This window comes from Bacillus sp. LH1 (assembly GCF_057924895.1).
Genome location: NZ_CM175007.1, coordinates 1,012,550 through 1,037,885 on the forward strand (window position 1 = coordinate 1,012,550; position 25,336 = coordinate 1,037,885).

32 protein-coding genes and 1 pseudogene are annotated in these 25,336 nt (G+C 34.1%); 21 read left to right on the forward strand and 12 right to left on the reverse strand.

Annotation, left to right across the window (positions count from 1 at the left end; translation table 11 throughout):
* Window positions 1-479: 479 nt before the first annotated feature.
* Window positions 480-1,388 carry an alpha/beta fold hydrolase gene (locus ACX9TM_RS05300; RefSeq protein ID WP_016125601.1) on the forward strand — a complete coding sequence of 303 codons (909 nt, stop codon included), beginning with the start codon at window positions 480-482 and terminating at the stop codon, window positions 1,386-1,388.
* Between the two features lie 331 nt (window positions 1,389-1,719).
* On the opposite strand, the gene ACX9TM_RS05305 is transcribed toward ACX9TM_RS05300, so the two are convergent.
* Window positions 1,720-1,959: a DUF2798 domain-containing protein gene (locus ACX9TM_RS05305; RefSeq protein WP_000700223.1), complete on the reverse strand. Its 240-nt coding sequence runs from the start codon at window positions 1,957-1,959 to the stop codon at window positions 1,720-1,722.
* 414 nt (window positions 1,960-2,373) lie between these two features.
* A pseudogene (locus ACX9TM_RS05310) lies at window positions 2,374-2,722 on the reverse strand (IS4 family transposase); the annotation flags it as partial.
* A 96-nt stretch (window positions 2,723-2,818) separates the two neighbouring features.
* On the opposite strand from ACX9TM_RS05310, the gene ACX9TM_RS05315 reads away from it, so the two are divergent.
* Together ACX9TM_RS05315 and ACX9TM_RS05320 are read left to right on the forward strand one after the other, a co-directional pair.
* On the forward strand, window positions 2,819-3,391 hold the full coding sequence (locus ACX9TM_RS05315; protein WP_016125602.1) for a histidine phosphatase family protein: 573 nt from the start codon (window positions 2,819-2,821) through the stop codon (window positions 3,389-3,391).
* 188 nt (window positions 3,392-3,579) lie between these two features.
* Window positions 3,580-3,963 (forward strand): hypothetical protein, encoded by a 384-nt coding sequence (locus ACX9TM_RS05320; protein WP_016125603.1) that lies wholly within the window; start codon window positions 3,580-3,582, stop codon window positions 3,961-3,963.
* A 316-nt stretch (window positions 3,964-4,279) separates the two neighbouring features.
* Here the strand turns inward: ACX9TM_RS05320 and ACX9TM_RS05325 are convergent, their stop codons facing one another.
* A complete protein-coding gene (locus ACX9TM_RS05325) occupies window positions 4,280-4,387 on the reverse strand; it encodes a YjcZ family sporulation protein (protein WP_000505670.1) in 108 nt (35 codons plus the stop codon).
* A gap of 367 nt (window positions 4,388-4,754) precedes the next feature.
* Here ACX9TM_RS05325 and ACX9TM_RS05330 point away from each other — a divergent pair, with 367 nt between their 5' ends.
* Entirely contained in the window at window positions 4,755-5,168 is a 414-nt protein-coding gene (locus ACX9TM_RS05330; protein ID WP_016125604.1) for a hypothetical protein, read from the forward strand.
* Between the two features lie 84 nt (window positions 5,169-5,252).
* Here ACX9TM_RS05330 and ACX9TM_RS05335 read toward each other — a convergent pair whose 3' ends face one another.
* A complete protein-coding gene (locus tag ACX9TM_RS05335; protein WP_000720856.1) occupies window positions 5,253-5,708 on the reverse strand; it encodes a hypothetical protein in 456 nt (151 codons plus the stop codon).
* A gap of 213 nt (window positions 5,709-5,921) precedes the next feature.
* Here ACX9TM_RS05335 and ACX9TM_RS05340 point away from each other — a divergent pair, with 213 nt between their 5' ends.
* The 3 genes from ACX9TM_RS05340 to ACX9TM_RS05350 all read left to right on the forward strand — a co-directional run bounded on the left by ACX9TM_RS05340 (window position 5,922) and on the right by ACX9TM_RS05350 (window position 6,889).
* On the forward strand, window positions 5,922-6,311 hold the full coding sequence (locus ACX9TM_RS05340) for a YflT domain-containing protein (RefSeq protein WP_016125605.1): 390 nt from the start codon (window positions 5,922-5,924) through the stop codon (window positions 6,309-6,311).
* Window positions 6,312-6,361: 50 nt separating this feature from the next.
* The gene (locus ACX9TM_RS05345; RefSeq protein WP_000004257.1) at window positions 6,362-6,562 is read left to right on the forward strand and encodes a CsbD family protein; all 201 of its coding nucleotides are present in this window, start codon (window positions 6,362-6,364) and stop codon (window positions 6,560-6,562) included.
* Between the two features lie 75 nt (window positions 6,563-6,637).
* Window positions 6,638-6,889, forward strand: a complete 252-nt coding sequence (locus tag ACX9TM_RS05350; protein ID WP_000522903.1) for a GlsB/YeaQ/YmgE family stress response membrane protein — start codon at window positions 6,638-6,640, stop codon at window positions 6,887-6,889.
* Window positions 6,890-7,070: 181 nt separating this feature from the next.
* Here the strand turns inward: ACX9TM_RS05350 and ACX9TM_RS05355 are convergent, their stop codons facing one another.
* Window positions 7,071-7,271 (reverse strand): hypothetical protein, encoded by a 201-nt coding sequence (locus tag ACX9TM_RS05355; protein WP_000391017.1) that lies wholly within the window; start codon window positions 7,269-7,271, stop codon window positions 7,071-7,073.
* Window positions 7,272-7,619: 348 nt separating this feature from the next.
* On the opposite strand from ACX9TM_RS05355, the gene rsbV reads away from it, so the two are divergent.
* From rsbV to ACX9TM_RS05380, 5 genes are all read left to right on the forward strand, one after another.
* The gene (gene rsbV / locus ACX9TM_RS05360; protein ID WP_065381972.1) at window positions 7,620-7,958 is read left to right on the forward strand and encodes an anti sigma b factor antagonist RsbV; all 339 of its coding nucleotides are present in this window, start codon (window positions 7,620-7,622) and stop codon (window positions 7,956-7,958) included.
* Between the two features lie 6 nt (window positions 7,959-7,964).
* Window positions 7,965-8,447, forward strand: a complete 483-nt coding sequence (gene rsbW / locus ACX9TM_RS05365) for an anti-sigma B factor RsbW (protein ID WP_000970576.1) — start codon at window positions 7,965-7,967, stop codon at window positions 8,445-8,447.
* Window positions 8,410-9,186, forward strand: coding sequence for an RNA polymerase sigma factor SigB (gene sigB / locus ACX9TM_RS05370; protein ID WP_033665951.1), 777 nt, complete (start codon window positions 8,410-8,412; stop codon window positions 9,184-9,186). The genes rsbW and sigB overlap by 38 nt, the downstream gene beginning before the upstream one ends.
* A 70-nt stretch (window positions 9,187-9,256) precedes the next feature.
* Window positions 9,257-9,697 carry a ferritin-like domain-containing protein gene (locus ACX9TM_RS05375; RefSeq protein ID WP_065381971.1) on the forward strand — a complete coding sequence of 147 codons (441 nt, stop codon included), beginning with the start codon at window positions 9,257-9,259 and terminating at the stop codon, window positions 9,695-9,697.
* A 172-nt stretch (window positions 9,698-9,869) separates the two neighbouring features.
* Window positions 9,870-11,012 carry a fused response regulator/phosphatase gene (locus ACX9TM_RS05380; protein ID WP_000025503.1) on the forward strand — a complete coding sequence of 381 codons (1,143 nt, stop codon included), beginning with the start codon at window positions 9,870-9,872 and terminating at the stop codon, window positions 11,010-11,012.
* Window positions 11,013-11,051: 39 nt separating this feature from the next.
* Here ACX9TM_RS05380 and ACX9TM_RS05385 read toward each other — a convergent pair whose 3' ends face one another.
* The 3 genes from ACX9TM_RS05385 to ACX9TM_RS05395 form a co-directional block, all read right to left on the reverse strand.
* A complete protein-coding gene (locus ACX9TM_RS05385) occupies window positions 11,052-11,909 on the reverse strand; it encodes a CheR family methyltransferase (protein WP_065381830.1) in 858 nt (285 codons plus the stop codon).
* Between the two features lie 16 nt (window positions 11,910-11,925).
* On the reverse strand, window positions 11,926-14,616 hold the full coding sequence (locus ACX9TM_RS05390; protein WP_065381831.1) for an ATP-binding protein: 2,691 nt from the start codon (window positions 14,614-14,616) through the stop codon (window positions 11,926-11,928).
* A gap of 204 nt (window positions 14,617-14,820) precedes the next feature.
* The gene (locus ACX9TM_RS05395; RefSeq protein WP_000991357.1) at window positions 14,821-15,072 is read right to left on the reverse strand and encodes a hypothetical protein; all 252 of its coding nucleotides are present in this window, start codon (window positions 15,070-15,072) and stop codon (window positions 14,821-14,823) included.
* A 236-nt stretch (window positions 15,073-15,308) separates the two neighbouring features.
* On the opposite strand from ACX9TM_RS05395, the gene ACX9TM_RS05400 reads away from it, so the two are divergent.
* The 5 genes from ACX9TM_RS05400 to ACX9TM_RS05420 all read left to right on the forward strand — a co-directional run bounded on the left by ACX9TM_RS05400 (window position 15,309) and on the right by ACX9TM_RS05420 (window position 17,299).
* Complete coding sequence (locus tag ACX9TM_RS05400; protein ID WP_001004571.1) at window positions 15,309-15,449, forward strand: hypothetical protein; 141 nt, start codon at window positions 15,309-15,311, stop codon at window positions 15,447-15,449.
* A 36-nt stretch (window positions 15,450-15,485) separates the two neighbouring features.
* Entirely contained in the window at window positions 15,486-16,016 is a 531-nt protein-coding gene (locus tag ACX9TM_RS05405; RefSeq protein WP_001100098.1) for a general stress protein, read from the forward strand.
* 139 nt (window positions 16,017-16,155) lie between these two features.
* Entirely contained in the window at window positions 16,156-16,359 is a 204-nt protein-coding gene (locus ACX9TM_RS05410; protein WP_031312203.1) for a DUF4028 family protein, read from the forward strand.
* A gap of 142 nt (window positions 16,360-16,501) precedes the next feature.
* Window positions 16,502-16,813 (forward strand): YbjQ family protein, encoded by a 312-nt coding sequence (locus ACX9TM_RS05415; protein WP_000637511.1) that lies wholly within the window; start codon window positions 16,502-16,504, stop codon window positions 16,811-16,813.
* A 339-nt stretch (window positions 16,814-17,152) separates the two neighbouring features.
* The gene (locus ACX9TM_RS05420) at window positions 17,153-17,299 is read left to right on the forward strand and encodes a hypothetical protein (protein ID WP_000498629.1); all 147 of its coding nucleotides are present in this window, start codon (window positions 17,153-17,155) and stop codon (window positions 17,297-17,299) included.
* A gap of 95 nt (window positions 17,300-17,394) precedes the next feature.
* On the opposite strand, the gene ACX9TM_RS05425 is transcribed toward ACX9TM_RS05420, so the two are convergent.
* Both ACX9TM_RS05425 and ACX9TM_RS05430 read right to left on the reverse strand, forming a co-directional pair.
* Window positions 17,395-17,700, reverse strand: coding sequence for a hypothetical protein (locus ACX9TM_RS05425; RefSeq protein WP_016125609.1), 306 nt, complete (start codon window positions 17,698-17,700; stop codon window positions 17,395-17,397).
* A gap of 91 nt (window positions 17,701-17,791) precedes the next feature.
* Entirely contained in the window at window positions 17,792-18,784 is a 993-nt protein-coding gene (locus ACX9TM_RS05430; protein WP_065381832.1) for a zinc-dependent alcohol dehydrogenase family protein, read from the reverse strand.
* A gap of 175 nt (window positions 18,785-18,959) precedes the next feature.
* Between ACX9TM_RS05430 and bsh the strand changes: the two genes are divergently transcribed.
* A complete protein-coding gene (bsh, locus tag ACX9TM_RS05435; protein ID WP_000337599.1) occupies window positions 18,960-19,946 on the forward strand; it encodes a choloylglycine hydrolase in 987 nt (328 codons plus the stop codon).
* Between the two features lie 121 nt (window positions 19,947-20,067).
* Here the strand turns inward: bsh and ACX9TM_RS05440 are convergent, their stop codons facing one another.
* Entirely contained in the window at window positions 20,068-20,208 is a 141-nt protein-coding gene (locus ACX9TM_RS05440) for a YflJ family protein (RefSeq protein WP_000273537.1), read from the reverse strand.
* A gap of 154 nt (window positions 20,209-20,362) precedes the next feature.
* Here ACX9TM_RS05440 and ACX9TM_RS05445 point away from each other — a divergent pair, with 154 nt between their 5' ends.
* Window positions 20,363-20,725 (forward strand): hypothetical protein, encoded by a 363-nt coding sequence (locus tag ACX9TM_RS05445; RefSeq protein WP_000582785.1) that lies wholly within the window; start codon window positions 20,363-20,365, stop codon window positions 20,723-20,725.
* A gap of 27 nt (window positions 20,726-20,752) precedes the next feature.
* Here ACX9TM_RS05445 and ACX9TM_RS05450 read toward each other — a convergent pair whose 3' ends face one another.
* Window positions 20,753-20,938, reverse strand: coding sequence for a YhzD family protein (locus ACX9TM_RS05450; protein WP_000539552.1), 186 nt, complete (start codon window positions 20,936-20,938; stop codon window positions 20,753-20,755).
* Between the two features lie 208 nt (window positions 20,939-21,146).
* Here ACX9TM_RS05450 and ACX9TM_RS05455 point away from each other — a divergent pair, with 208 nt between their 5' ends.
* Window positions 21,147-22,388: a metallophosphoesterase family protein gene (locus tag ACX9TM_RS05455; RefSeq protein WP_065381833.1), complete on the forward strand. Its 1,242-nt coding sequence runs from the start codon at window positions 21,147-21,149 to the stop codon at window positions 22,386-22,388.
* Window positions 22,385-25,309: an ATP-binding protein gene (locus tag ACX9TM_RS05460; RefSeq protein ID WP_065381834.1), complete on the forward strand. Its 2,925-nt coding sequence runs from the start codon at window positions 22,385-22,387 to the stop codon at window positions 25,307-25,309. The genes ACX9TM_RS05455 and ACX9TM_RS05460 overlap by 4 nt, the downstream gene beginning before the upstream one ends.
* Window positions 25,310-25,336 lie beyond the last annotated feature (27 nt).

Genomic DNA, 25,336 nt, shown 5'->3' on the forward strand with positions numbered 1-25,336 from the left:
ACTTTCAATTTGATACCTGTATTATAGAGAAACCAGAAAAACGGATTTTGTGACAGTTTTTCTGGATATTTTTTTATATTTTTTATCTCGCATTAACGGGTAGTAAGACCCCCACCTCAAAATTCAGCGGAAGCAAAGAAGTTAGGTGGGGGGCGGGCTGACCGTAAAAGCCCGATTGGTGTGAGCTAATAATCAGTGGTCGATGAACCCCCCACTGATTAAAGTTTCACTTTATTATGTACTAAAAAAGCATTCATCTGATTAAAAAGATAAATGAAAACATAAAAACTATAATTCTTGCAGTAGTTGTCTATTAATGTATAAAAAACAGTTAGTTTGTTGCCAAATTGTATCTAAACGTACGATTTTCTTTTTTCTAAATGAGAGTCTTGCCTTAAAGAAGATAAAAATTCAATGGATAATTACCATGAATATATAGATAAAGTTCATCCATATATTTGTAGAAAGGAGGCATTCAAATGAAGAGACATGATAATAAGGTTGGTCACTTTACATCTGAAAAAGGAAAGGAAGACTTTCAAATTGCCTACGATGAATCAATGGCACTCCTTCCAAAACCTAACGATACGAAAAATATAAAAACGAAATATGGCACAATTCGTGCTTATTATTTTACTAAAGAGGAAAACAAACATAAGGAACCAATACTCTTACTCCCTGGACGTGGTGCATCTACTCCAATGTGGGTACCTAATTTAGAAGGTCTAAGAGAAAAAAGGCCTGTTTATACGATAGATTTACTAGGTGAACCTGGGATGAGTGTGCAAACGAAGGTGATTGAAAATCAAAAACAACAAGCAGAATGGTTAAATGAAGTAATTGAAGGATTAGGTTTAGAAAGAGTGCATATCGTAGGTGTCTCCATTGGAGGGTGGACAACAATGAACTTGGCCAGATATAATCCTGAGCATATTGCTACGGCTAGTTTATTAGATCCAGTCTTTGTATTTGCGCAAATATCCATAAAAATGATTCTGGCATCTATTCCAGCTTCTGTTCCTATTGTCCCTAAGTTTTTAAGAGAAAAGATGTTAAGCTATGTTTCTGGAGGAGCAGAAGCAAGTGACGATGAGCCTATCGCTAAGTTAATCGAGTCGGGTATGCGTAACTATAAACTGAAAACGCCAGCGCCTGATTTATTTAGTAAAGAAGACTTAAAAAATATTGATATTCCAGTGCTTGCACTTATAGCTGAAAAAAGTACAATGCACAATTCGGTAAAAGCAGTTGAAACTGGAAAAAAATACGTTAAAGATATTGATATAGTTAATTGGAAAAATGCATCTCACGCAATCAATGGTGAGTTCTCTAACGAAGTTAATGCTAGGATCCTTGATTTTTTAGAAAAACATTCTAATGATAACTAAGTTGAAAGTGGAAAATATGTTGTCATAACAACTTCATCTCTATATAGCTATTTAGGGGGTTTAGCTCATTTTTTATTTTGGCATATTTTAATTCTGCTATTTTCATGAATATGTATAATTACATAAAATTTCAGTGAAAAAGAGAGTATACTTTCATATTGTGTAATAAAGGTAAAGCCCGCCTACGGAAATAGGCGGGCTTTTTTTACTTATAAAGAAAAGACAACCTTTAAGGTGTCTTCCTTCGATTTGAAACATTTTACTAGGTTAAGTTTTTGTGATAATAAACTCTTTTAATTGGAATGAACCTACGCAGTACATCACTTTATTCTTAAGCATCATTCTCAACAAAAGTGAAGATTTTCATTATCTTTTTAACTACAAAGGGTAATAATTTAGAAGCTAAAAATGCAAGTATGAAAGCAATTCCCCATGTTTTTATCCATGATTTGAGAAATAAAGCTGTATATCCAACATTCATTGAAACCATGACGAAAGAGATAATGCTAGATATGCCTAAAATCATAAAGATATTAAAAATTAATGGTTCAAATTTTTTATTGATTTTCAACATTAACACCTATTTTCTATATATGCTTTGCTGCCCGATTTCACTAACATCTAATCTTACAGTTTGAAATCTAGGTTGTCCAGTTTGTTTTACTTTGCTGCAATAGCAATTATTGAGATGTTTATTAGTTTGTCTGGAATAGGATCTCCTGTTATTGCTATCCAGCTAAGATTTTAAGTCCGTACCTAAATGAACACTTTATATTTTTTATAGTATCGAAGTTCATTTTGGGGGCGAATGTAATACTACATCATTAAAGTATTAGTTACAATTGAATCTCTGCGCACATAACCATCAAATTAAGCTTAAAAATAAAATAAACTTGCATTTACATAAACGAAGAAATTCTTAAAATATGTGTTTTCATTAAAAATAAGCATACGAAATAGACCCTAGCGGGTTTCATTTTTTTACTTATGCAGCTTTCTTTTGCTTTCTCAATCCACTATTTTCATAGATAACACCCATGATATCTAAGACAGTCTTCTTCTCATATCGATGAGATTTCCGCCCGTTGTTCTGTAGAAGGTATAACAAGCGAATCAGCAGATTTGTAATCTCTAGGAGTCCTTTTTGTATGACTTGATATAAGAGAAATGGATGATCTTGTATCATACCTATCGCTTTATATTCAATTAGTTTTTTTTAGAATTTGGCGCATTTTAAACATTGTAGAGGAACATAGGTAAATAGTGATTATATTTCTATATAGTTGGCACTCTAATCGCTCCTGTTTTACATTACGATAATGGTCTGTTTCGAATTTGTAGTTTTCTGTTATTTTTTGGGAGACTGTATTGGATATATATGCTAATATAAGTTGGTGATTATACAGAAAACTGAAAAAATGGAGGTAATTATGAAAACTTTCATATATATGGTGAGACACGGGGATTCACCAAAGTTTGGAAAAGAAAAAACAAGAGGATTAACTGAAAAAGGAAAATTAGATGTTCAACGAATAACGGATGCATTACAAGGTGAGGGAATCGACGTTGTTATCTCAAGTCCATACAATCGTTCAATTCTAACTGTTCAGCAGTTAGCAAAGCAAATAGGACAAGAAGTTTTAGTATTTGAGGACTTAAAAGAGAGGATTTTTATTGCTGAAGAGGAACGAATTTCGGATAAAGAATTATTCCCTTTGATAAAAAAGTCATTCTTAGCCCCCGACTTTGCTTTAATGGGGGGAGAGTCTAATGTCGACTGTCAGAAACGTGCTATAAAAGTCTTAAAAGAATTATTAAACACCTATCGAGGACAGAAAGTAGTCTTAGGCACTCATGGAGCTATAATGACTTTGATGATGGGGTATTATGACAGTAAGTATGACTTGAATTTTTTACTACAGACATCAAAACCAGATATATATAGGATGGAATTCAATGGACAGGAATTGGTGGAGGTTAAAAGATTGTGGGAAATTTCATAGATTGAATTTATTCATCTATTGCTTCTCCCAATGACGTGTATTATAAAAAATAGGGTTACTGCGGTAACTCTTTTTCTTATGGAACTAATGGGGGATTGAGTTCAACAATCTAAAAATTTCGGTTCCTTAGCGCACAAAATTCACGTTTTGTTCTTGCTATCCCGAGATGAAATGGGAGGGAATGTTTTTTGGGCAAGATACTTTTAAAGTTATTTTTTAAATCAATCTTATTTTTTTTCTTATGCAGTATTGTTGTTTATTCTATATTTCAGATTATTTTTGTCTTGAGTGTTTCGACAGGATTAGGGAGGGATGATATAGTCGGATTTTCTGATAATAAGTATGTAATTGGCCGTCCACCTGTTAGCTATAATTTATATAAAAAAGATAGTGGAAAAACTATATTAGATAATGTTATTGGTTATAAAAAGGGGAAAACCAAAAGCTATGTTCGGAATGAAGTTGAATTTGTAGTGATAGATGAGATAAAGGGTAGCTATGAACTGTATAAAATACAAAATGCTTCAGAAAAGGATATAGAACGGCTGAAGGAAATGAAGAAATTAGAATAATAGAGACTATCTGAAAGGTAAAGAAGCACACTTGCTATTGTTAGATCTAAAAAATGGTTTAGACTGATAACTGAGTTTTGTTTCATGAAAAGAGTCATTATTAAAATAAAGTATTAGGGGTTCAGTCCCATTGTCATCAAGCTAAAATTTTATCGTACCTCCAGAACGAAATTTTGTGCTAACTTATAATAAAAAAGCTCATTTTCTCGTTTTGGGGTAATTCTGAATTCTTAAGTTGATAAGCATGGCCTCTGCACATTGCATGGGGCTTTTTCATGAAGAAAGGACACTCACGTGAGTGTCCTTTCGATAGTTTTTAGCAGAAGCAAGCAGCTCCAACGATGATTAATAAAATGAACAATACAACTAATAAAGCAAATCCTCCAGCGAAGCCACAGCCACCACAACTACCACCAAAGCCCATAACAGTTCCTCCTTTTAATAGGAAGGGAAAACCAAGGGGTCACTCATGTGTTTTAACGGATTCCATTTACTTTATGCTTTTACGAATGAATGGAGCGGGTCCTTTTCAAAATAGATTTATCCCGCTATTTGTCGGGGAGTAAGACCTCGATTGATGAGGGCAGAATAAAGTTGCACTTTATTCTTAGAAGGAATTCAAAGGCAAAATAGGAGAGTCTATATCATTCTTTAAAAGCGAATAAATGAAAAATAAAATATCTAATAATATAGATAGAAATCCGCTTTTATACCTTTCAATAAAAGAATAATAGCATTATATATTATAAGGAATACTTGTCCTTAATTGTAAATGAAAGGGGGGAATTGGTATGAGTTATGGATATGGTCACCCTCCAAAAAAATGCTTTGAACATCATAATGAAACTTTATCAACGGGTGTATTACGTAGACATTCCGCTACGTTATTTCTTACTGTTGAAGCTATGAATGTTGATCCAGATGATACTCGTAGAGTAACAGTTGAAATGTTTGATTGGTCATCGGGTTCTCCGGTATTGTTACCATTAATAGACCCTTCAACACAAACATTGCCACCTAATCGATATGTTACTTTTCGTTCAGCAGCTCTTCCTCCAGCACTCTTTGCTTATGAAGTAAGAATCATTCGTCCGAAAGATAGAGATGTTGTTACAAATGTTTTTGGTCTTAGTGCAATCGTATTTAACCCACAAGAAGGAAATAATGTTTTACAACATGATTTAGCAAAAATAGACCTTAAATAGATTTTATAAAGGTCTATTTATTGAGCATGATTAAACAAAAGAGTAGGGTGTAATCCTACTCTTTTTTTAACGTTAACTAGAATTTTAAAAGAAATCCTTCATCATTTTAGCATCTTTAATATTTACTATCACACCTTCTACCTTATCTTTCTTCTCATCTTTAGCAATTGTAATTTGTTCCTTATTATCAACCCAAACAAGAAACTCTTCTTTGGAGTCATCTTTATATGTAACGGTAATAGTAGAATGTGCAGATTCTCTCTTTTTTTGATCTAAAGTAATTGTTGTAGGTGTTCCATTTTGAACTGCTGAAACGATAGATTGTATCATTTCTTCGTTATCTGTTTGAGATTTGGAAGTAGTATGATTTGTTGTTTTCAGTATTTCAATGTCTGAAATATTTGCGGAGTTTAATTGAAAGGTATATTGTGCATGTTCTTGCTTAACTTGTGAAGCTTTATCTGTAGCCGAGGTGCTTGTACAACCTATTAAAGTGAAAGATAGAGCGGTTAGTGCGCATATAGATATGATTTTTTTCATAGTATCCCTCCTTAAGATTAATTATAACGATTTTCTGTCAATTTAGGTAGTTATTGTAAGGGGAAGATGTTTTAAAGTGGTAAATGATGTTGTTCATTTTCTATTAAAATTAAAATTCACATAATTTTTTTCATATTTTATGTTTAACATTTCGAAAATAGGTGTACTACATATAATATAACAAATAATTCATTTTAAAGGAGGAAGTTAAAGATGGAAACGAAGTATAGTAAACCTTTTGTATATGAATTTATTACGGAGAAAGAGGTCATGAATGCGGCGAATGATCTAGTGAAGAAAGGAATAGAACAAAAAGATATTTACGTGTTAACACATGAGAAAGAGAGGACAGATAGAATCGCAGATAATGCAGACGTGAACACGATTGGAATAAAAGAGGAAGGACTTGGGACAAGCATTATTAATGTCTTTCAAAAAACGGGAGATCAGTTAAGAAATAAGATGCAGGAGTTAGGGCTTAATGAGGAAGAAGCAAACTTCTACGAAGAAAAGCTAGATGAAGGGAAGATCTTGTTATTCGTTAAAGATTTAGAAAGAGTCGGTGAATGGTTACACGAAAGAAGATGCATGTATTCTATTTAAATTTGTATCCTGTAAATCTATAAATCTATTACGAAAAGGAGATGGGAAATATGAGTGAGAGCGGACTAAAAGAACAAATTACTGGTAAAGTGGAAAAGGCAAAGGGACAAGTAAAAGAAGGAATTGGTGAAGTTACAGAAGATAGAAAGTTGAAAAATGAAGGGAAGTGGGACAAGACGAAGGGAACGATAAAAGAAAAAGTCGGAAAAGTGAAACAAAAGATAAGTGATGGGTTGGATAATAAAGAATAATACATGTTTATCAAGCTTTGGTTACATACCAAAGCTTGATAAATACAATATAAAACGAATATAGGAGGGTTAATTGTGGGACTTATTATTACGTGTATTGTAGGTGGACTTATTGGTGCGTTAGCTGGAATGATTACGGGAAAAGACTTTCCTTTAGGTATAGTTGGTAATGTAATTGCCGGATTAATCGGATCTTGGGTAGGTAGTGCATTATTTGGTCATTGGGGTCCTGAATGGGGAGGCATCTTTGTTCTTCCAGCGTTATTAGGTGCAATCGTCTTTATTTTAATCGTAACATTTTTCTCTAGAATGCTGCGGAAAGCGTAAGTATGATCATGAATAGTAATCTTAAGTTTTTTATATATAGCTATAAGGTTAATAGAGTGATAAATATACATAAAAAAGCATCCAATTAAACTAATTTGGATGCTTTTTTTAATGTAATCTACATAGGAATAAGCGGGGGATGAAGGCCCCCACTCATTGAAATTACACTTTTTATTATGTATTAAACCGTCGTTACTTTTTCACAATTATTTATTCTTACGACCTGCCTTGGTTCTATATGAGATAAGTCCTCGTTATTACCTATATCCACTACAATTGTATTCGTTAGTATATTAATAATGGAACCAACTAATTTTGTAGCATGATCGTGTCGATAAGAAAATTGAACAAAATCTCCCTTTTTAAAGCTGTGCTCTTCCATAGATAGATCCCCCTAAAAATAATGTTTATAGATTATATATACACAAATTTATAAGGTTTAAACATTTGGTAGTATTTTTTACGTGTTAAGCTGAGAAAGGTGTAGAAAATTTATCCCGCTTTAACGGGCAGTAAGACCCCCACCTCAAAATTTAGCAGAGCAAAGAAATTAGGTGGGGGATCAACTGCCCATAAAAGTCCGATTGGTTCAACTAATAATCAGTGGGGGATGAAGAAAACCCCCACTGATTAAAGTTTCACTTTATTTATAATAAAAATAAAAAAATATGTTTAAAACTAATTTTTATGGGTAATTAACATAGTAGTAGTTCGAGATAAGGGGGCGGAAATGATGAATTTGGCAATAAATATTTTGCAAAATGATGTAGGTTATACGGTACAACTTAATGGTGAAATTGATGCATATACGGCATCAGATTTAAAAAATAAGATTATGCCTATTACAAGCGAAAAAGAGGTTCATATTATAGTAGATTTTCATAACGTAGATTATATGGATAGCACCGGTTTAGGTGTTTTTATAGCGCTATTAAAAGCGGTTAAGAAAAATGATGGGAAACTAGAGTTTATCGGTGTATCTAAAAGATTAAAAAGATTATTCGATATTACAGGATTAACGGAAATATTAAATTTGAATTCTGATTTTGAAAAAGTAGAAAGAAGGTGACTAGGGATGATGGAGAGATTTGAAAAGATAGAAATGAAAATTCCTGCAAAGGCAGAATATGTGGCTATTATTCGTTTAACAATGGCTGGTGTTGCGAATCGAATGGGCTTTGCTTATGACGATATAGAAGATATGAAAATTGCTATTAGTGAAGCATGTACAAATATTGTACAACATGCATATAAAGAAGACGTTGGAGAAATTGCAATTGTCTTTGGACTATATGAAAACCGATTAGAAATTATGGTTGCGGATAATGGGGTTAGCTTTGATTTTAATAACTTAAAAAGGAAAGTTGGTCCGTATGATATTAGTAAACCAGTAGAACATTTGCCGGAAAATGGTTTAGGTTTATATTTAATTAATACGTTAATGGATGATATACAAATCATGCATGATGAGGGCATGACAGTTTTAATGACAAAATATATACAAAGAGAGCAGGTGGAGAATGATGGAAATCCAATCTCAACCTACGAATCTTACTAAAGAAGACGTTATTAAACTAATTGCAGACTTCCAACAAAACCAATGTGATGAAGCGCAGGAAAGGTTAGTTGAGCATTATAAAAATCTTGTCTATTCCATTGCATATCGCTATTCAAAAGGCGGACCGATGCATGAGGATATTATACAAGTAGGCATGTTAGGGCTCTTAGGCGCAATAAGAAGGTATGATTATTCGATAGGGAATGCCTTTGAGCCTTTTGCAATACCTACAATAGTAGGCGAAATAAAGAAGTATTTACGTGATAAAACTTGGGGCATTCACGTTCCAAGGCGAATTAAAGATTTAGGCGGAAAAATTAAACTTGCGATAGAGGAGTTAACAGATCATCTGCAACGTTCACCGAAGATAATAGAAATTGCAAATCATTTAGGACTATCGGAAGAGGAAGTTCTAGAGATTATGGATGCGAAAAATAATTATCGAGTATCTTCCTTAGATGATGTAGTTGAAAATTCATCTGATGGAAGTTCGGTAGCGAGAATTGAATCTGTAGGTGAAGTAGAGCAAGGATATGAAGAAACAGAAAGGCGTCTCGTTTTAAAGGATATTTTTAACGTATTAAATGATACGGAAAAGAGTGTTATTCATTATATATTTAGAGAAAATTTAAATCAAAAAGATACAGGGGAACGGTTAGGTATTTCACAAATGCACGTTTCTCGTATTAAAAGACAAGCGATAAGTAAATTGAAGCAAGCCGCATTTTTAGATACATAAAAAATTTAAAATAATGATGTTTAAAACATGAGAAAAGGGGTACTTATTAAGTATAGGAGGAGATATGAAAATGTCACACGATGTGAAAGAACTAATCGAAGGATTGAATGAAGATTTAGCAGGAGAATACGCAGCAATTATTATGTATAACCATAATGCAGCTACAGTTTCTGGTATATATAGACAAGTGTTAAAACCTTTCTTTGAATCTGAAATTAGTGATGAACAAGGACATGCCCTATATTTAGCGGAGAAAATTAAGACGCTAGGTGGTACCCCCACTACGATCCCTTTACGAGTGAAACAAGTAGAAGACGTTAGAGAAATGTTAGAATCCGCTAGACAATCAGAATATGAAACAATTAAGCGTTATGAAACGAGAAAAGAACAGGCAGCGAAATTAAATATGACAGAGTTAGTTGTAAAACTAGAAGATATGATTGCCGATGAAACAAATCATATGGAAGAATTAGATCGTCTTTTAAATGATAAAGCAATGGTGTTAAATTAAAAGTAGAAATTTATAGAGTGAAAGAACAAATTCCTATTTCTAGGGGTTTGTTCTTTTGTTGTATAAATATGTTTGAGTAAGAAATTTTCATTTTGTAACTGAGTATGTAATACTAGAAAAATAGAAAATGATAATAGATTTACATTTTAAATAAGAAAAGGGGAAATAACTTGTGTCCATTTTAATTGTTGATGATAATCCGGTTAACATATTTGTAATTGAGAAGATTTTAAAACAAGCCGGATATCATGATCTTGTATCACTCAATTCTGCACAAGAGCTCTTCGAATACATACATTTTGGAAAAGATTCTTCCAGGCATAATGAAATTGATTTAATATTATTAGATATTATGATGCCTGAAATTGATGGACTTGAAGTTTGTAGACGATTACAAAAAGAGGAGAAGTTTAAAGATATCCCTATTATTTTTGTTACAGCTTTAGAGGATGCAAATAAATTGGCCGAAGCTCTTGATATGGGGGCAATGGATTATATTACGAAACCTATAAATAAAGTTGAACTATTAGCACGTATGCGTGTAGCGTTACGCTTGAAATCAGAATTAAATTGGCATAAAGAACAAGAAGAAAATCTTCGGAATGAACTAGATTTAGCTACGCAAGTACAAAGAAACTTATTAAGTAGCCCATTAAGAGAAGATCATATAAAAATTGAAGCAAGTTACTTACCTTCATTTAAACTAGCTGGAGATATGTATTATTGGTATAAAATCGATGAAAATCGCTACGGTATTATATTATTAGATGTGATGGGACATGGTGTATCTGCTTCATTAGTTTGTATGTTTATTTCGTCTGTATTACGTGAAACAATTAAATGTTTAATTGATCCAGAACTCGTTATTAAAGAATTAAATAAATATATGACCCTTTTACATAATGAAAATGACAATATTCCTTATTATTTTACGGCGATATACTTAGTTGTTAATACAGAAGATAGAACAGTTGAATATGTAAATGCAGGGCATCCTTCTGGATATGTTTTAGTTGATGAAACAAATGTAGTTGAACTAGATCGCGGGAGTTGTGCCGTAGGATTTTTTGATGAAATAAAAGTTAAAAAGACAGTTATACCTTTTGAGAAGAACGCTCAAATATTATTGTTTACAGATGGTGTTCTTGAAGCAATTGCAAATGATGAATTTGAGGCTGAAGAGAAATTACGTACTTTTACAGAAAGAAAATGGGGAGATTTAGAAGGCGAGATAGAAGGGTTTTACAAGGAAGAACAAAAGAAAGCGCAATCAGATGATATGTGTCTCATTATGATACAAACGAATGCGAAATAAAAAGCGTATGAAATCCAAACAGAGGATTTCATACGCTTTTTATTGTATTTTTTGATAAATTTGTTCGCTAGGATTAAATTGGGTATAATGCGGCATTATATTTGAAAAACGAAGAGTTTCTTTATTTCCTAAACATAGAAATCCATTGTGACTTAAACTTTCATAAAATAGTTGCTGCACTTGATTTTGAAGTTTACTTGTAAAGTAAATTAAGACGTTACGACAAAGTATAATATGAAACTCGTTAAAAGATTGATCGGTTACTAAATTATGCTGTGCAAAAATAATGTTTTGTAAAAGTGATGGATTAAAATAAGCAAAACGATTATCTGTTGAATAATAGTTAGAAAATGCTTGTGTACCGCCAGCTTGTAAATAGTTTTTCGTATAAGTTTGCATTTTATTTAACGGGAGGATAGCTTGTTTTGCTTTTTCTAACACATTTGTATTCATATCTGTTGCGTAAATAATCGACTTTTCACTTAATCCTTCTTCGTGAAGTAATATGGACATTGATAATACTTCTTCACCAGTTGCGCATCCAGCATGCCAAATTCTAATTTCAGGATGCTTTTTTAATTCAGGAATAACATGCTCTCTAAGCGCTTTAAAAAAGGCAGGATTACGGAACATCTCAGTTACATTAATTGAGAAATCATTTAATAACTGTTCTAAAACCCCTTCCTCGTGAATTACTTTTTCAATTAATTTTGAAATGGTTGGGATATTAGAGAGCTGCATTCGATTACAAATCCTTCTATAAATAGATGTGCGAGCATATTGGCGAAAATCAAATCCTGATAGTTTAAATACCGCTTCCAATAGTAATTCAATTTCTAAGTTTGTGCGCTCATCCGTATCTACTGATGGATCAAAATTATAATACTTATTTTCCACTCCAACTAAACCTCACTTATTTTATTAACCATACACTCATTACCGAATAGAGTTGATGTAGATTTAATGGTTTACTTATATAATCTGAAGCGCCAGCAGATAAACATTTTTCCTTATCATTTGGCATTGCTTTAGCAGTTAATGCGATAATAGGTATTTCATGTAACCCTAAGTTCATTCGGATATTTTCCATCGTTTCATAACCGTCCATATTCGGCATCATAATATCCATTAAAATAAGGTCAATATTTGTATTGCTTTTTAGTATTTCTAAACACTCTATGCCGTTTTGGGCAGTAATAATGTTGGCATTTTGTTTTTTTAATGCATTTTGTAACGCAAATATATTTCGATGATCATCATCGACAATTAAAATGTTTTTCTCTTGGAAGACGTTATTTGTTTCTGGAGTAACGATAGTTTCTTCAACAACTTCAGCAGGAATAACATCTTCTATCGTTGCTGCGACTTCTAAATTGGATAACTGTATATCATGTAATCCATTTGGAAGGTTAGGAATATATACCGTGAAAGTACTACCTTCTCCTACATTACTCTCTAACGTAATCCAACCACCTAATAATCTCGCAAACTCTTTACAAATAGATAAACCTAATCCTGTACCACCATACTTTCGAATCGTTGCTCCATCTGCCTGTTGAAAGGCTTCGAAAATAAGTTGATGCTGTTCTTTAGCGATACCAATACCAGTATCTTTTACTGAAATTGTAATCCAATCTTTACTGATAGACTGCATATCATGACTTAAATTGGTTGTTTCTATCGAATCAAAATGTAAAGAAACGGATCCTTTTTCTGTGAATTTAAATGCATTGGATAATAAGTTTTTAATAATTTGCTCAATCCGTTTTGCATCTGTATAAAACAGATCAGGAATCGTATCACTGTCCTCAATAGTAAATTCGACATTTTTTTGTGCAGCTATATGTAAAAAGTTTTGATGCATATTGGCTGCCATGTCACTTATGTTCGTTGCCTCAAAAATGATGTCTAGTTTGCCTGCTTCTACTTTAGATAAATCTAGTATGTCATTAATTAAAGTAAGTAAGTCTTTCCCTGATGAATGAATGACAGTTGCTAATTCAATCTCATCGTCGGATAAATTGTTATCATGATTTTCTCTTAACATTTCAGATAATAGTAAAATACTATTTAATGGTGTGCGTAATTCATGTGACATATTTGCTAGGAATTCTGATTTGTATTTTGAGCTACGTAACAACTCGCTTGCTTTTTCTTCTAATTCTAACTTAGTAATTTGTAAGTCAGCTGTCTTCTGCTCAGCCTCTTCAGTTCTAGACTCTAATTGTTCATTCGTTGTTCGTAATTCTTCGGCTTGCATTTGTAGTTCTTCCGCTTGTGTTTGCAATTCTTCTGATTGAACTTGCAACTCTTCTGTCATTGCTTGTGATTCATGTAAAAGAGTTTGAATTCGCATACGTCCCATAATACTATGGATTGTTAAACCTAAATTATCAACAGTTTGGTGAATTAAATCTTGATGTAAATCTGAAATCTCAGTTACACTTACTAACTCCATTACTGCAATCACTTCATCTTCAAATAAGACAGGGATGACTAGTATATTTTTAGGACGTATTTCTAATAATCCAGTAGTAACGTAACGAAACTCTTCAGGTATGTCCCTCAGAATAAAACTTTTCTTTTCTAAAGCAGACTGTCCAATGAAACCTTCACCCATTTTAATGGATTGTTTTCCAATATCAGCACCTTGATCGGCGAAAGAAGCTTTTTTCACATAGTAGACAGTTTCTTCATATTCTTCACGTACATAAAATGCACCGCAAGAAGTTTGCGTTTTTTGTATAATGCCACTAAGAATTTTTTTACCTAACATCTCAATAGAAGATACACCTTGATACATTAAAATTAATTCTGCAAGCTCCGTTTGTAACCACTCTCTTTTTGATATTTCGTCTAGTAGGTGATTTGTTGTATGAGCAAGATCTTTTATTTCATCATGTGTATTTACATGAATTCTTTCCGTAATTTTTTCTTTAGAAGAAATGGATTTAATAGCTTGAATTACATTTTTAATCGTTTTTGTAATGGCATTCGAAATATAGAGTGAAACGATAATAGAAATACAAGAAAGTAAGAACAATAAACTGTATAACCAAATCTCTAATTTATTATTTTCAGTATCTAATTGTGCAGCTCTTTTTTTCGTTAGTTGCTCCTCAGTGTTACGGAAGTTAGTTAGCTGTGATTGTAATGACTGAATTTGAGTCGTGTCGATTGTTTGTACATTATTACTATTATTATTTGCAATGAGTGGGTGAATCTCTTTATTAATCCAACTAGTAATGTTTTCGTTAATCTGTTTTAATTTTTCTTGCTGAGAGGGATTATCCTCTAATAAAGCAAAAAGATCTTGATAATGTTTTTCGTAATCCTTTTCCGCAGAGTTAAGGGATTGCACGTAAGTAGGGTTATTAGAAATGATAAACCCTTTCGCTTTATTTTCAATTGTTAGTAACTCTTTCTCCACTTGATTCGTTAAATTGAGAACTTTAAAATCGTGATCAATAATAAAATTACGAGATTTTTGTAAGCTGGAAATCTCATTGTTTAACATAATGAAAGAAACAAGTAAGAACAAAATGATAACTAAATAACCAGCCATAATTTTGTAGCGAATACTAAATTTTGCTTTCGAGTTCATTAAAAATTCCTACCTTCAAGGTTATTAAAACTTTTCTATTTTAAAGAATGAAAAACGTAATATATATTATATCAGTTTTCATAAGGTCAAACTAGAAATCCCCCTATTGTATTAGGGGGTTCTTTTTTAATAGAGGAAATCATTTTGAAATATAAAAACATATATGAAAGGTAGTAAACGAGGGAATAGAGGATAACAAACATTCTAAGAAGGGAAGAGTGTTCTTAAAGCTCTTTTTGCATCTATTCCTTCAAAAATAAATAATACAAGATCTCTCTTTTTTACAGTAAGGAAAAAGGATACTAGAGTGCTTAAGTTTTTAATAGAAGTAAGTGTTCCGTGTTTACTTATAAATACATTCGTTTGAAATGTTGTCATTAAAGCATAAAAATGATGAATCTGCGTTATTGTAGGTGTTTCATTATAAGAAATAGTAGTAGAGTGAATGGCGTTCATCGTAATATTCCTTTCCATATAGTAAGCATAACAATATAAACATACCCGTTTAAAAAAATGTTAAACATATAAATAAGAAAAAATATAATTATAGTTTTTTACGTTTAGAAAAGGTTAGGAAGGGTATACATATACTACAAAGAGATTAACTGAAGATGAATTGTAAGATGTCTATGTTTAGTAGAGTAGTCTATCAAAATATACTTTTACTTTAAATAAAAAGGAGCCTGGTATACATGAATGAAATGATGATTAATATAACATTTGATTTAATTTACTTGTTAAGTAGTTCACTTGTAGTGCTTTTACTATTCGCTTTTTTCGTAAATGGTTATGTTAATAAGAAGATTAGTGTATACAGAAATGAAGAAAAATAAAGATACATTATATAAAGCTTTAGGAGGTTAATAGTTATGAATGTAGATAGAAAAATAGTAGGTGTTTTTAGAACAATTGATGATGCGGCACTCGTTATTAATGAATTAAATGAAAAAGGATACTCAGCAGATAACATTTCAGCTATTGCGAAAGATCAAAAGGAAATTGAACACCTTGAAGAAAAATCGGGTGAAAAAGTAAATCATGAAACTGCACATAAAGCAGATATCTTTTCAGCAACAGGGCTTGTGGCAGGAGGAGTAGCAGGCGGACTCGGTGGTTTATTAACAGGTCTTGGTATACTTGCCGTTTCTGGAATGGGTCCAATCGTAGCAGCAGGACCGATCGCAGCAGCTATTGGAGGAGCTGGTATTGGCGGAGGAGCTGGAAGTTTAATAGGAGCATTTATAGGATTAGGAATTCCAGAAGAACATGCTAAAAAGTATGAAGAATATATTTACGATGGAAATATATTAATTTTAGTAGATGCAAAATTAGATAATAAGTTAGAAATCTATAAAATCTTTGATAAGCATCATGCTTATAACTCTGATTTCTTTAAATAAAATGTAAACAAAGTAAATATCGTTTTTTGATCTTACAAATTTGGCGCGGCCGAGGAGTCGTATGACTATAAGAGAGGAAGGGCTTATAGTAAAAGATCAAGTTCTATCATGCTATTTAAAAGGGAAGAGGTGTCTTTTCGTGATTGTAAAAATATTAAAGGATAGCAGTAATAGTTTCCTTTGTACAGTTCAAAATAAAAATGGAGACCAGTATGTGAAGAAGTGGTTTCGTAAACATGAAAATAACAAAGAATTAGGACGACCAACTTTTAAAGAAGTAGAAAAGGACTGGAAAGAAAATAAAGAGTCGTTTATGTATCCTAATTTTAAAGCGCTTTATTAAAATGAAACATAATGCGCGTTTCATTCTTACAAAACTGTCACATTCCTGTAAGGTAATTCAATAGATTAGTTGTTTGTTCCATGTCATAATAAAGACATAAGAAAGCTAATTAAAACTACAACTTATTAGGAGAGTGTCAGTCATGATTGTAACAACAACGTCTGGAATTCAAGGTAAAGAAATTATTGAGTATATCGATATTGTAAATGGTGAAGCTATTATGGGTGCAAATATTGTCCGCGATTTATTCGCTTCTGTTCGTGATGTTGTCGGTGGTCGTGCTGGTTCTTATGAAAGTAAGCTAAAAGAAGCTCGTGATATCGCAATGGACGAAATGAAAGAACTTGCAAAACAAAAAGGTGCGAACGCTATCGTTGGTGTTGACGTAGATTACGAAGTAGTTCGTGATGGAATGTTAATGGTTGCTGTAAGTGGTACAGCTGTACGTATATAAGTAAATAAAAAACAGGCTCACCCCTTGAAGTTTATGCTTTGAGGGGGTTTTTTATTTTTCTTTTGTTTATGACTAAAGTTAAAATAGAGAAGGGCCGATGTACTAGCTCGCTTATTTCAAATGTAGTATATTATTTCTTAAGAAAAAGCAAGTAAATGGAAGTTTTTGTATTTAAAGAAGGTGTTAATTTTATGACAAATAATAAAATTGCTATTTGAGGTACGAAGAGAATGAGTGGTATGAATAATTTTAGAAAGTGTATAGTTAATAGAAATAAACGATGGAGTATGTAAAGAGTTATATTACATAAAATTTATTATGAATGGAGGCGGTTACACTATGTTTTGGTTAGGATGTTTTTTAGGATACATTGTAGGTTCTATTATTACATGTGCGCTACTTTACTTTGGATATAGATCCAATGAAAATAAAAAAGCGAATATGCAAAAGGTGGAGGAGAGGAAAATCAATAAAAAAGGTGTATAGTAGGCGAAAGGTAAGGTGATAATGTTGATGCAACAATAAAGGACAGTACATATTGTATATGACTACTATGTACTGTTCCGCTTATTCTTTTTGGATTATGAGAGGTTGTTTCCTGTCTTGCTATAAATTTCATAGGCGAAAAACCCCAATAAATAGCCGATTCCAGATCCTAAACTCACTGCAAGAAGTGAATAATCTGGGAAAAACATGCCGAAAATTAAACCGATTATACAGCCAACAAGCATTCCCATAGGTATTAAACTGTCTAATAAAATTTGAGCGTTTTTTGATTTTTTCTTACCTAAGTTACCGTTGTTATATTTATGTTTAAGGCTACCAATCACATATACTACAATTCCCCTGACTATTAAAACAGGCGCAATTGCCGTGAGTAACCACATGTTAGAGTCTCCTTTCGCTTTTTTAATTAAATTACATAAGCTACTTAAAATTCTATGCTACTAAATGGATTGATAGTTGAATGTACTCAATTTAATAATTCGTTAAAAAAACTTTCCCTTTCGTTTTCTCCGCAGATTGCACAACATCAACCGCCGTTTTCACATCCGCTAAGTCATATGTAGAATGTACTTTCATAAAACGTAATTGCTTATTTTCTACTAAGTGAATTAAATGACGAAACGTCTCTTGCCATTTATATGGTGACACTTCTTTATTCCAATGTCGTAAATGAAATATGTTCGCGTGCACTTTTGCTTTCGTGACAATCTCTGCCCAGTTAACTTGTACACCTGATAGAAGCCCGATCGTTAAAAAGTGCCCGTTTGGATGTACTGAGAAAGCTAATTCATTTCCATCCGGTCCCCCGATAGAATCAATTGCAGCATCCGCGCCGAGCCCGTTCGTTAATTCCATAACGGTTTCATAAAGCGGGGTAGTGGAAGTATCGATTACATATGCAGCACCTAGGCGCAGTAACTCCTCTGTATGCTTATTATTTCTTGTCACGGCAATGAGTCGGAAGTTTAAAATTTGTGATAACTGCGCAAAAAGATGACCAATTGCGGATCCACAAGCATTCACTAATAAAACATCATTACGTTGTAAGTTTAGCGTTTCTGTACATGTAACCCACGCCGTAAGAGGATTAATATACATTTGTGCCGCTGTGAAATCATCGATGGAATCAGGAATAGGAACTACAAAGTCAGCTGATGTTTTCACATATTCTTGCCAAGTACCTTCCCCGCGTAACGGTAACACACGTTTACCGATAAGCTCTCTAGAAACAAAAGCTCCTACATCTTCTACAATACCAACACCTTCATAACCAGGTATGTTAGGTAACGGAATTCTATGAGCGTACGCTCCGGTTATTGGAATTAAGTCAGATGGATTAATCGGTCTAACTAGCATACGGACGAAAACTTCATTATCTTTCAGTGGTTCTATATTTTTATATTCAACTTGTAATACGTCTTTTGGATTGCCAAACTTATGAAATTGAATGTGTTTTCCACGCAAGATAGATGTTCCCCCTTAGTTTGATTGAGTTTATTATAGCATTTTTGGTTTGGTTGGTTATTTTGTTAATGATAAATAGGGTTTGTACAATGGTAAGTAAAATAGATTTTAATTTACGTATTTATCAGAATTTTATAAAATGTGTATATAACTATGAAATGGGGGAGATTTCTTCATGTGTACTAGTTTGACGTTACAAACTAAAAATTTCCAACATCTTTTTGCGAGAACAATGGATTTCACATTAGATATGAATCAGGAAGTAATAATCATTCCTCGGCGTTATCAGTGGAACAATATAACTGGTGAAACAATCCGAACGAAAAAGGCTGTTGTCGGAATGGGAATTAATTTTGGAGGAAGGGTCATGATGGCAGATGGAGTAAATGAAGCTGGTATGACATGTGCAACTCTCTATTTCCCAGGATTCGCTACTTATAGTAGTCATGTAGATAGCAATAAAACGAATGTAGCACCATTTGATTTTGTGACTTGGAGCCTCACGCAGTTCAATTCTGTTGAAGAATTAAGAAAATCTATTGATAGCATTGCCTTTATAGATGTGCCATTACCAATTTTAGGGGTTACTCCACCGCTACATTGGATTTTAGCAGATAAATCGGGAGAATGTATTGTACTTGAGCCGACAGCTGATGGAATAAAAGTGTATGACAATCCAATAGGAGTGATGACTAATAGTCCGGAGTTTAGTTGGCATTTACAAAATTTAAGACAATATATTGGTCTTAAATCGCAGCCATTTGCGCCAACGGAGTGGGGCGATGTACCATTAAGTGCTTTTGGCCAAGGTTCAGGATCGATGGGACTTCCTGGAGATTTCACACCGCCATCAAGATTTGTACGGGCAGCATATGGCAAACAAAACATTCAAAGTATAGAGAACGAAGAAGAGGGGATATCGGCTATTTTTCATATTTTATCGAATTGTGAGGTTCCTAAGGGGGCAGTAATAACAGAAGACGGTATATTAGATAATACGATCTATACAAGTGCAATGTGTATGGAGTCTGGAACATATTATTACCATACTTACGATTGTAGACAAATTATAGCCATTCATTTATTCAATGAAGATTTAGATACAGCTGAGATTAAAACGTATCCGTTTCAGCGGAAACAAAAAATATTTTATGAAAACTGAAGCGCCCCTGAAAAAGTGAGACTAATCAAAACACCTCCATTTAATTTGCATACTTAGTATGCGAATTTAGGAGGTGTTTTTTATCATTTACCAATATTCAGGTTTACTTCTTGCTATTCTATTAAGCCGAAGCTCTCTTCATTCTCTCAAGTAAACTAGACAACACATGCGTACGATAAGATTCTAGTTTTTTACCTTCATAAGTACGGATACCTAATTTTTTAAGTTCTTTTACATACCAACCTTTGCTTCCGAAATACATGTGATCGCTCCCCTTCAACTTTGTTTTTATTTATCCTGATTGCATATGGAGGTACAGGAATTATAATGAAGGAAATGAATTTCGCGCGAAAATGGTTAACTTTGTTGCAAAAGACATATATACTAAAGATAGTATACAACGAGGTGGACAAGACGTGATTATAGAGAAGCACGAAATTCAAATTGACCAAATTACTAGCGGTAAAGTGAATATCTTTACTTTCTATAGAAATAGAAAGCAAATTGATGATCATTTTTTACGATTGCAAGAACCATCGCTTACAGCAAACTACTTCTTCCATTTTCATTTTGATGCAGAGAGCTTGCATCTACTGCAGAAAGAGTTTCCGAGCGTATATCCGTACGACGGTAGTGAAACGATTCACGACTGGACGGAAAAGATGAAAGCTGAATTGCAACATCAGATCCAAACAGGAAAATGGAATAAACGCGTACGTATCGGTAATCGCATTCTAGATGTGGTGTTTACGTGGTGTGACGAAGATATAGTAGAGTGAAAAAGAAGCGGATGACGCTTCTTTTTTTTAGCGCTGGAATAAAACGAGCTTACCTGCAGTAGATGTACAGCGATGTGTTTTTTCATACAATCCTTTTTCTTGTAAGATAGATTCACCTTTTGCTTTTGCTTCTTTTTCAGTTGCCGCCTCGAATGATTCGTCTAATGCTTTTGAACCATCTTTTTCAAAGACTGTTAGAACGTATACTCCCATGAAAATTCCCTCCAATAATTAAAATCAGAATCTTATAATTATTTTGACATAAAACGCTACAATATGCAAAGAAATATATGACATTGCGTGGTAAAATAGAATGAAACTTTACTCATCGAGAATATTTTTATTCTCGATGAGTATTAGTTTTCAGCGATTTTAATTTTAATAAAATGAAACTTTTGAAAGATAGAAAGGATCGTTATTTGTGAAACAAGTAAAGTTTATACATGCGGCTGATTTACATTTGGATAGTCCGTTTAAAGGGATGGAGATGAATGTTGGGCAGTCTGTTTGGGAGAGAATGAAGCAAAGTACGTTTGAATCATTTGAGCGTATTGTTGATAAAGCGATTCAAGAGCGCGTTGATTTCGTATTACTAGCTGGGGATTTGTATGATGCGGAGACGAGAAGTTTGAGGGCGCAAGTGTTTGTGCGTGAGCAAATGAAGAGACTTTCGCAGTACGATATCCCTGTTTTTATTATTCACGGTAACCATGATCATTTAGGGGGAAGCTGGGCAGCAATTAAGTTTCCGGAAAATGTTCATGTATTTACTGAGCCTTATGTAGAAGAGAAATCATTTTATAAAAATGGTGAGCTATTAGCTTCTATTTATGGTTTTAGTTATTTGCAGCAAGCGGTAACGGATAATATGACAGCGCAGTATACGAAAATGAGTGATGCGCCTTTTCATATTGGCATGCTTCACGGAAGTGTGGAAGGAGATGCAGAGCATAATCGCTATGCACCGTTTCAAATTCGTGAGTTGAAAGAAAAACAGTTTGATTATTGGGCTCTTGGCCATATACATAAACGTGAAATTTTATCAGAAGAACCATGCATTATTTATCCAGGGAACATACAAGGTCGTCATCGTAAGGAAACAGGCGAGAAGGGTGCGTACCTTATTGAACTTACGAAACAAGGAACGCAATGTTCATTTTTCCATACGGCAGATGTTGTATGGGATGAAATCGAAGTTTGTATTGATAGACTTGAAACTGTTGATGAACTTATGACGAGCCTATCTACTGCGATGAATGAATGCCGAAGAGAAGAGGAAGGTACGCTATTAACTGTCGTATTCACAGGACAAGGTCCACTTTCACCTTATTTGCGTGACGAAAAGCGCGTGGAAGAGATTTTTCACATTTTAGCATCTGGCGAAGAGCGAAAAGATTTTGTATATGCGATGAAGTGGAAAAATGAGACGGTTTCTTTTGCGGAAATCGAACGTTTGAAAGCGGAAAATCATTTCGTCGGTAGTGTGCTAAAGGAGTTAGAAGCTTTTAGCAATATGGACGGCGTATTGCGCACCATTTGGACATCTCCTGTAGCGCGTAATAGTATTGAATCTTTTACAGAAGAAGAGAAGAAAGAGATTCAAAAGGAAGCAGAAAATATTATTTTAGAGCAATTATTCCAGCAAGAGAGGGATAAAAAATGAGAATTGAAAAACTCCATATTTATGGGTACGGAAAATTAGAAAATGTGGAAATGGATCTTTCATTGCTGACGGTGTTATACGGTGAAAATGAAGCGGGGAAATCGACAATTCGCTCATTTATGAAAAGTATTTTATTCGGTTTTCCGACGAGAGGACAGCGCCGTTATGAGCCGAAAGAAGGTGGTAAGTATGGCGGTGCGATGACTGTGCAAACAGAGCAGTACAGTCGTTTGAAAATTGAGCGATTGCCAAAGACGGCAGCTGGCGAGGTGACCATTTATTTTGAAGACGGGAAAACGGGCGGAGAAGAAATTTTAAACGATATATTAAGCGGGATGAATGAAAGTTTATTTGAATCTGTCTTTTCATTTGATATGCATGGCCTTCAAAATATTCATCAGCTTGGCGAAGCGGATATTGGCAATTATTTATTTTCGGCAAGTGCAGTCGGAAGTGATGCGCTATTGCAGTTAGATAAAAAGCTAGAAAAAGAAATGGACCAGCGCTTCAAGCCGAGTGGTCGTAAACCAGAAATTAACGTGTCATTGCAAGAGATGAAGAAACTTGAAGAGAAGATGAAAGAGTGGCAAGGAAAAATTGGCACGTATGAAAAACAAGTAGAGCAGTTAAAAGAAAGTGAAGAGAAGCTTGCTTCTGTTCGCGTGGAGAAAGAGAGTGCAGAAAAGCGAAAGCAAGATTATGAAATATTAGCAGCGCTTGAGCCACTCGTTATTGAAAAACGTGCGCATGAGAAAGTGTTAGAGAACGAGAGCGGACAGTTTCCTGTAAACGGAATAGCGCGTTATGAAGCAATGAAGGCGAAGATGGAGCCGCTTCAATTACAAGTTGATTCGCTCCACAAGAAAATTGAGACAGTGCAATCGGAAATTGCCTCGATTCAAATAGATGAAGAGTTTTTACAAAAAGAAAGTTATGTAGAAGAACTTCGTATGCAGCATATGTCTTACGAAAATGCACGCCAAGAAATGCGTGATATGAGCGGGAATATTACGAATATAAAAGAAGAAATCGCAGAACTAGAACAGCAAATTGGTACTACTTTTGAAAAGGAAACAGTTCTTTCATTTGATATGAGTTTGGCAACGAAAGAGTTAATTACGCAAACAGTGCAAAAGGCGCGCGAATTAGAAACGCAAAAAGCACAGCTCGATGATCGTTTTAAAGTAGCGCAAGAGCAATTAGAAGAACAAGAAGAAAATATAAGACAGATTAAGAAACAAATGTTAGTGGATGAAGAGAGAAATGTGTTAGTTGAGAAAGAGAAATCGTTCCAAGATGCGGCGTTTATCGGTATGGGCGCAGAGAGAATGAAGCGCAAGTATGAGGAAAAAGCAGGAGCAGCTAAGCAAAAGAAAAAGCAGTGGCAAAGAGTTTGTCTTCTGTTACTTCTTATTAACACAGGCGTTTTATTCACAAGCTTATTTATAGATAACCGAGCGCTCTTATTTATTAGTGTCATTGTTTTTGTAGGGATTGTTCTCGCCCTTGTTTTATATAAAGATCCATCAAATGGATTACAAGAAGAGCTCCTTACACTTCAGCAAAGTGCCGGCGGGAGACAAAGTGAAGAAGCGATGTCTGTTCGCTATCAGTTAGAAAAAGATGAAGAGATACGTAAATTATTTGAGCGCGAGTCTTATAAGTTACAGCAGTTGGAACGAGCGTATGATAAAGTCGTTTCATCGTATGAGGAATGGGAGAGAGAAACGTTCCAGGCGGGAGAACAAGTCGATGCATATAAAACGCGCTATATGTTTCCTGAATTTTATACGTATGCACACATATTGCCGGCGTTTGAGCGTATGGAAAAAATGCAGCAATTATATCGTGAATTAGAGAAACAAGGCACGCGAAAATCTTCATTATATGAAATGATTTCGCAATTTGAACATAAACTAGAAACTGTTATCGGTAGTGCGGAGTATAGTAAGCTACACGAGGCACAAAGCCGTATGCAAAATGAGAAAGAGAAGCGCCAAACTTGTAAGCAGTTAAAAGAAAAACTGGCGGAATGGCAAGAAGAATATGAGTTTATGCAAGAACAATTAAAGCAATTACTAGTAGAAAGAGACAGTTTATGGCATATTGCAGCGTCTACAGATGAAGAGATGTTTTTAGAAGCAGGTAAACTAGCGGAAAAACGTGAAGATGCAGAGAAACAAGTGGGGCGTTTATTACCGCAAATTGATCTGTTAGAACAGCGTTTAACGGGTTTATCATTAGCTGAACATTACGAAGCTGACGGTTATGACGGAAAATTAAAGCAAGAACTGACAGTCGTGCAAAACTGTCTGGCGCAAGAGAAAGAACTGACAGAGCGTATTGCGAAACATCGTATGGAAATTGCGAATTTAGAAGAAGGTAGTACGTACGGCGATTTAATGCATGAATGGGAAATGAAAAAAGCGCAAGTGCGTGAACAAGTGAAGAAGTGGGCTGCTTATGCGGCCGCAAAAACGGTGTTAACGAAAACGAAGCAATATTATCATGAAGTACATCTTCCTCGTATTTTACAAAAGTCAGAAGAGTATTTCGTCTATTTAACAGGCGGACGATATAGTAAAATCTTTTCACCGTCAGAGTCAGAGCCGTTTATTGTAGAGCGTAACGATGGTATGCGTTTTTACAGTCATGAACTAAGCCAAGCGACAGCGGAGCAGTTATATTTATCGCTGAGATTTGCACTAGCAAAAACATTTGAGCATGATTACCCATTTATTATTGATGATAGTTTCGTGCACTTTGACGCGGTAAGGACGAATCGAACGATTGAACTTATAAAGGAAATTGCAAAGGATAGACAAGTCATATTCTTTACATGTCATGCGCATTTACTCGCCTATTTTACAGAAAAACAGATTATAAAATTAACACATATGCGTAAAGAAAATGAGTTGTAGTGTGCTATACTAAAAGTAACTGATTTG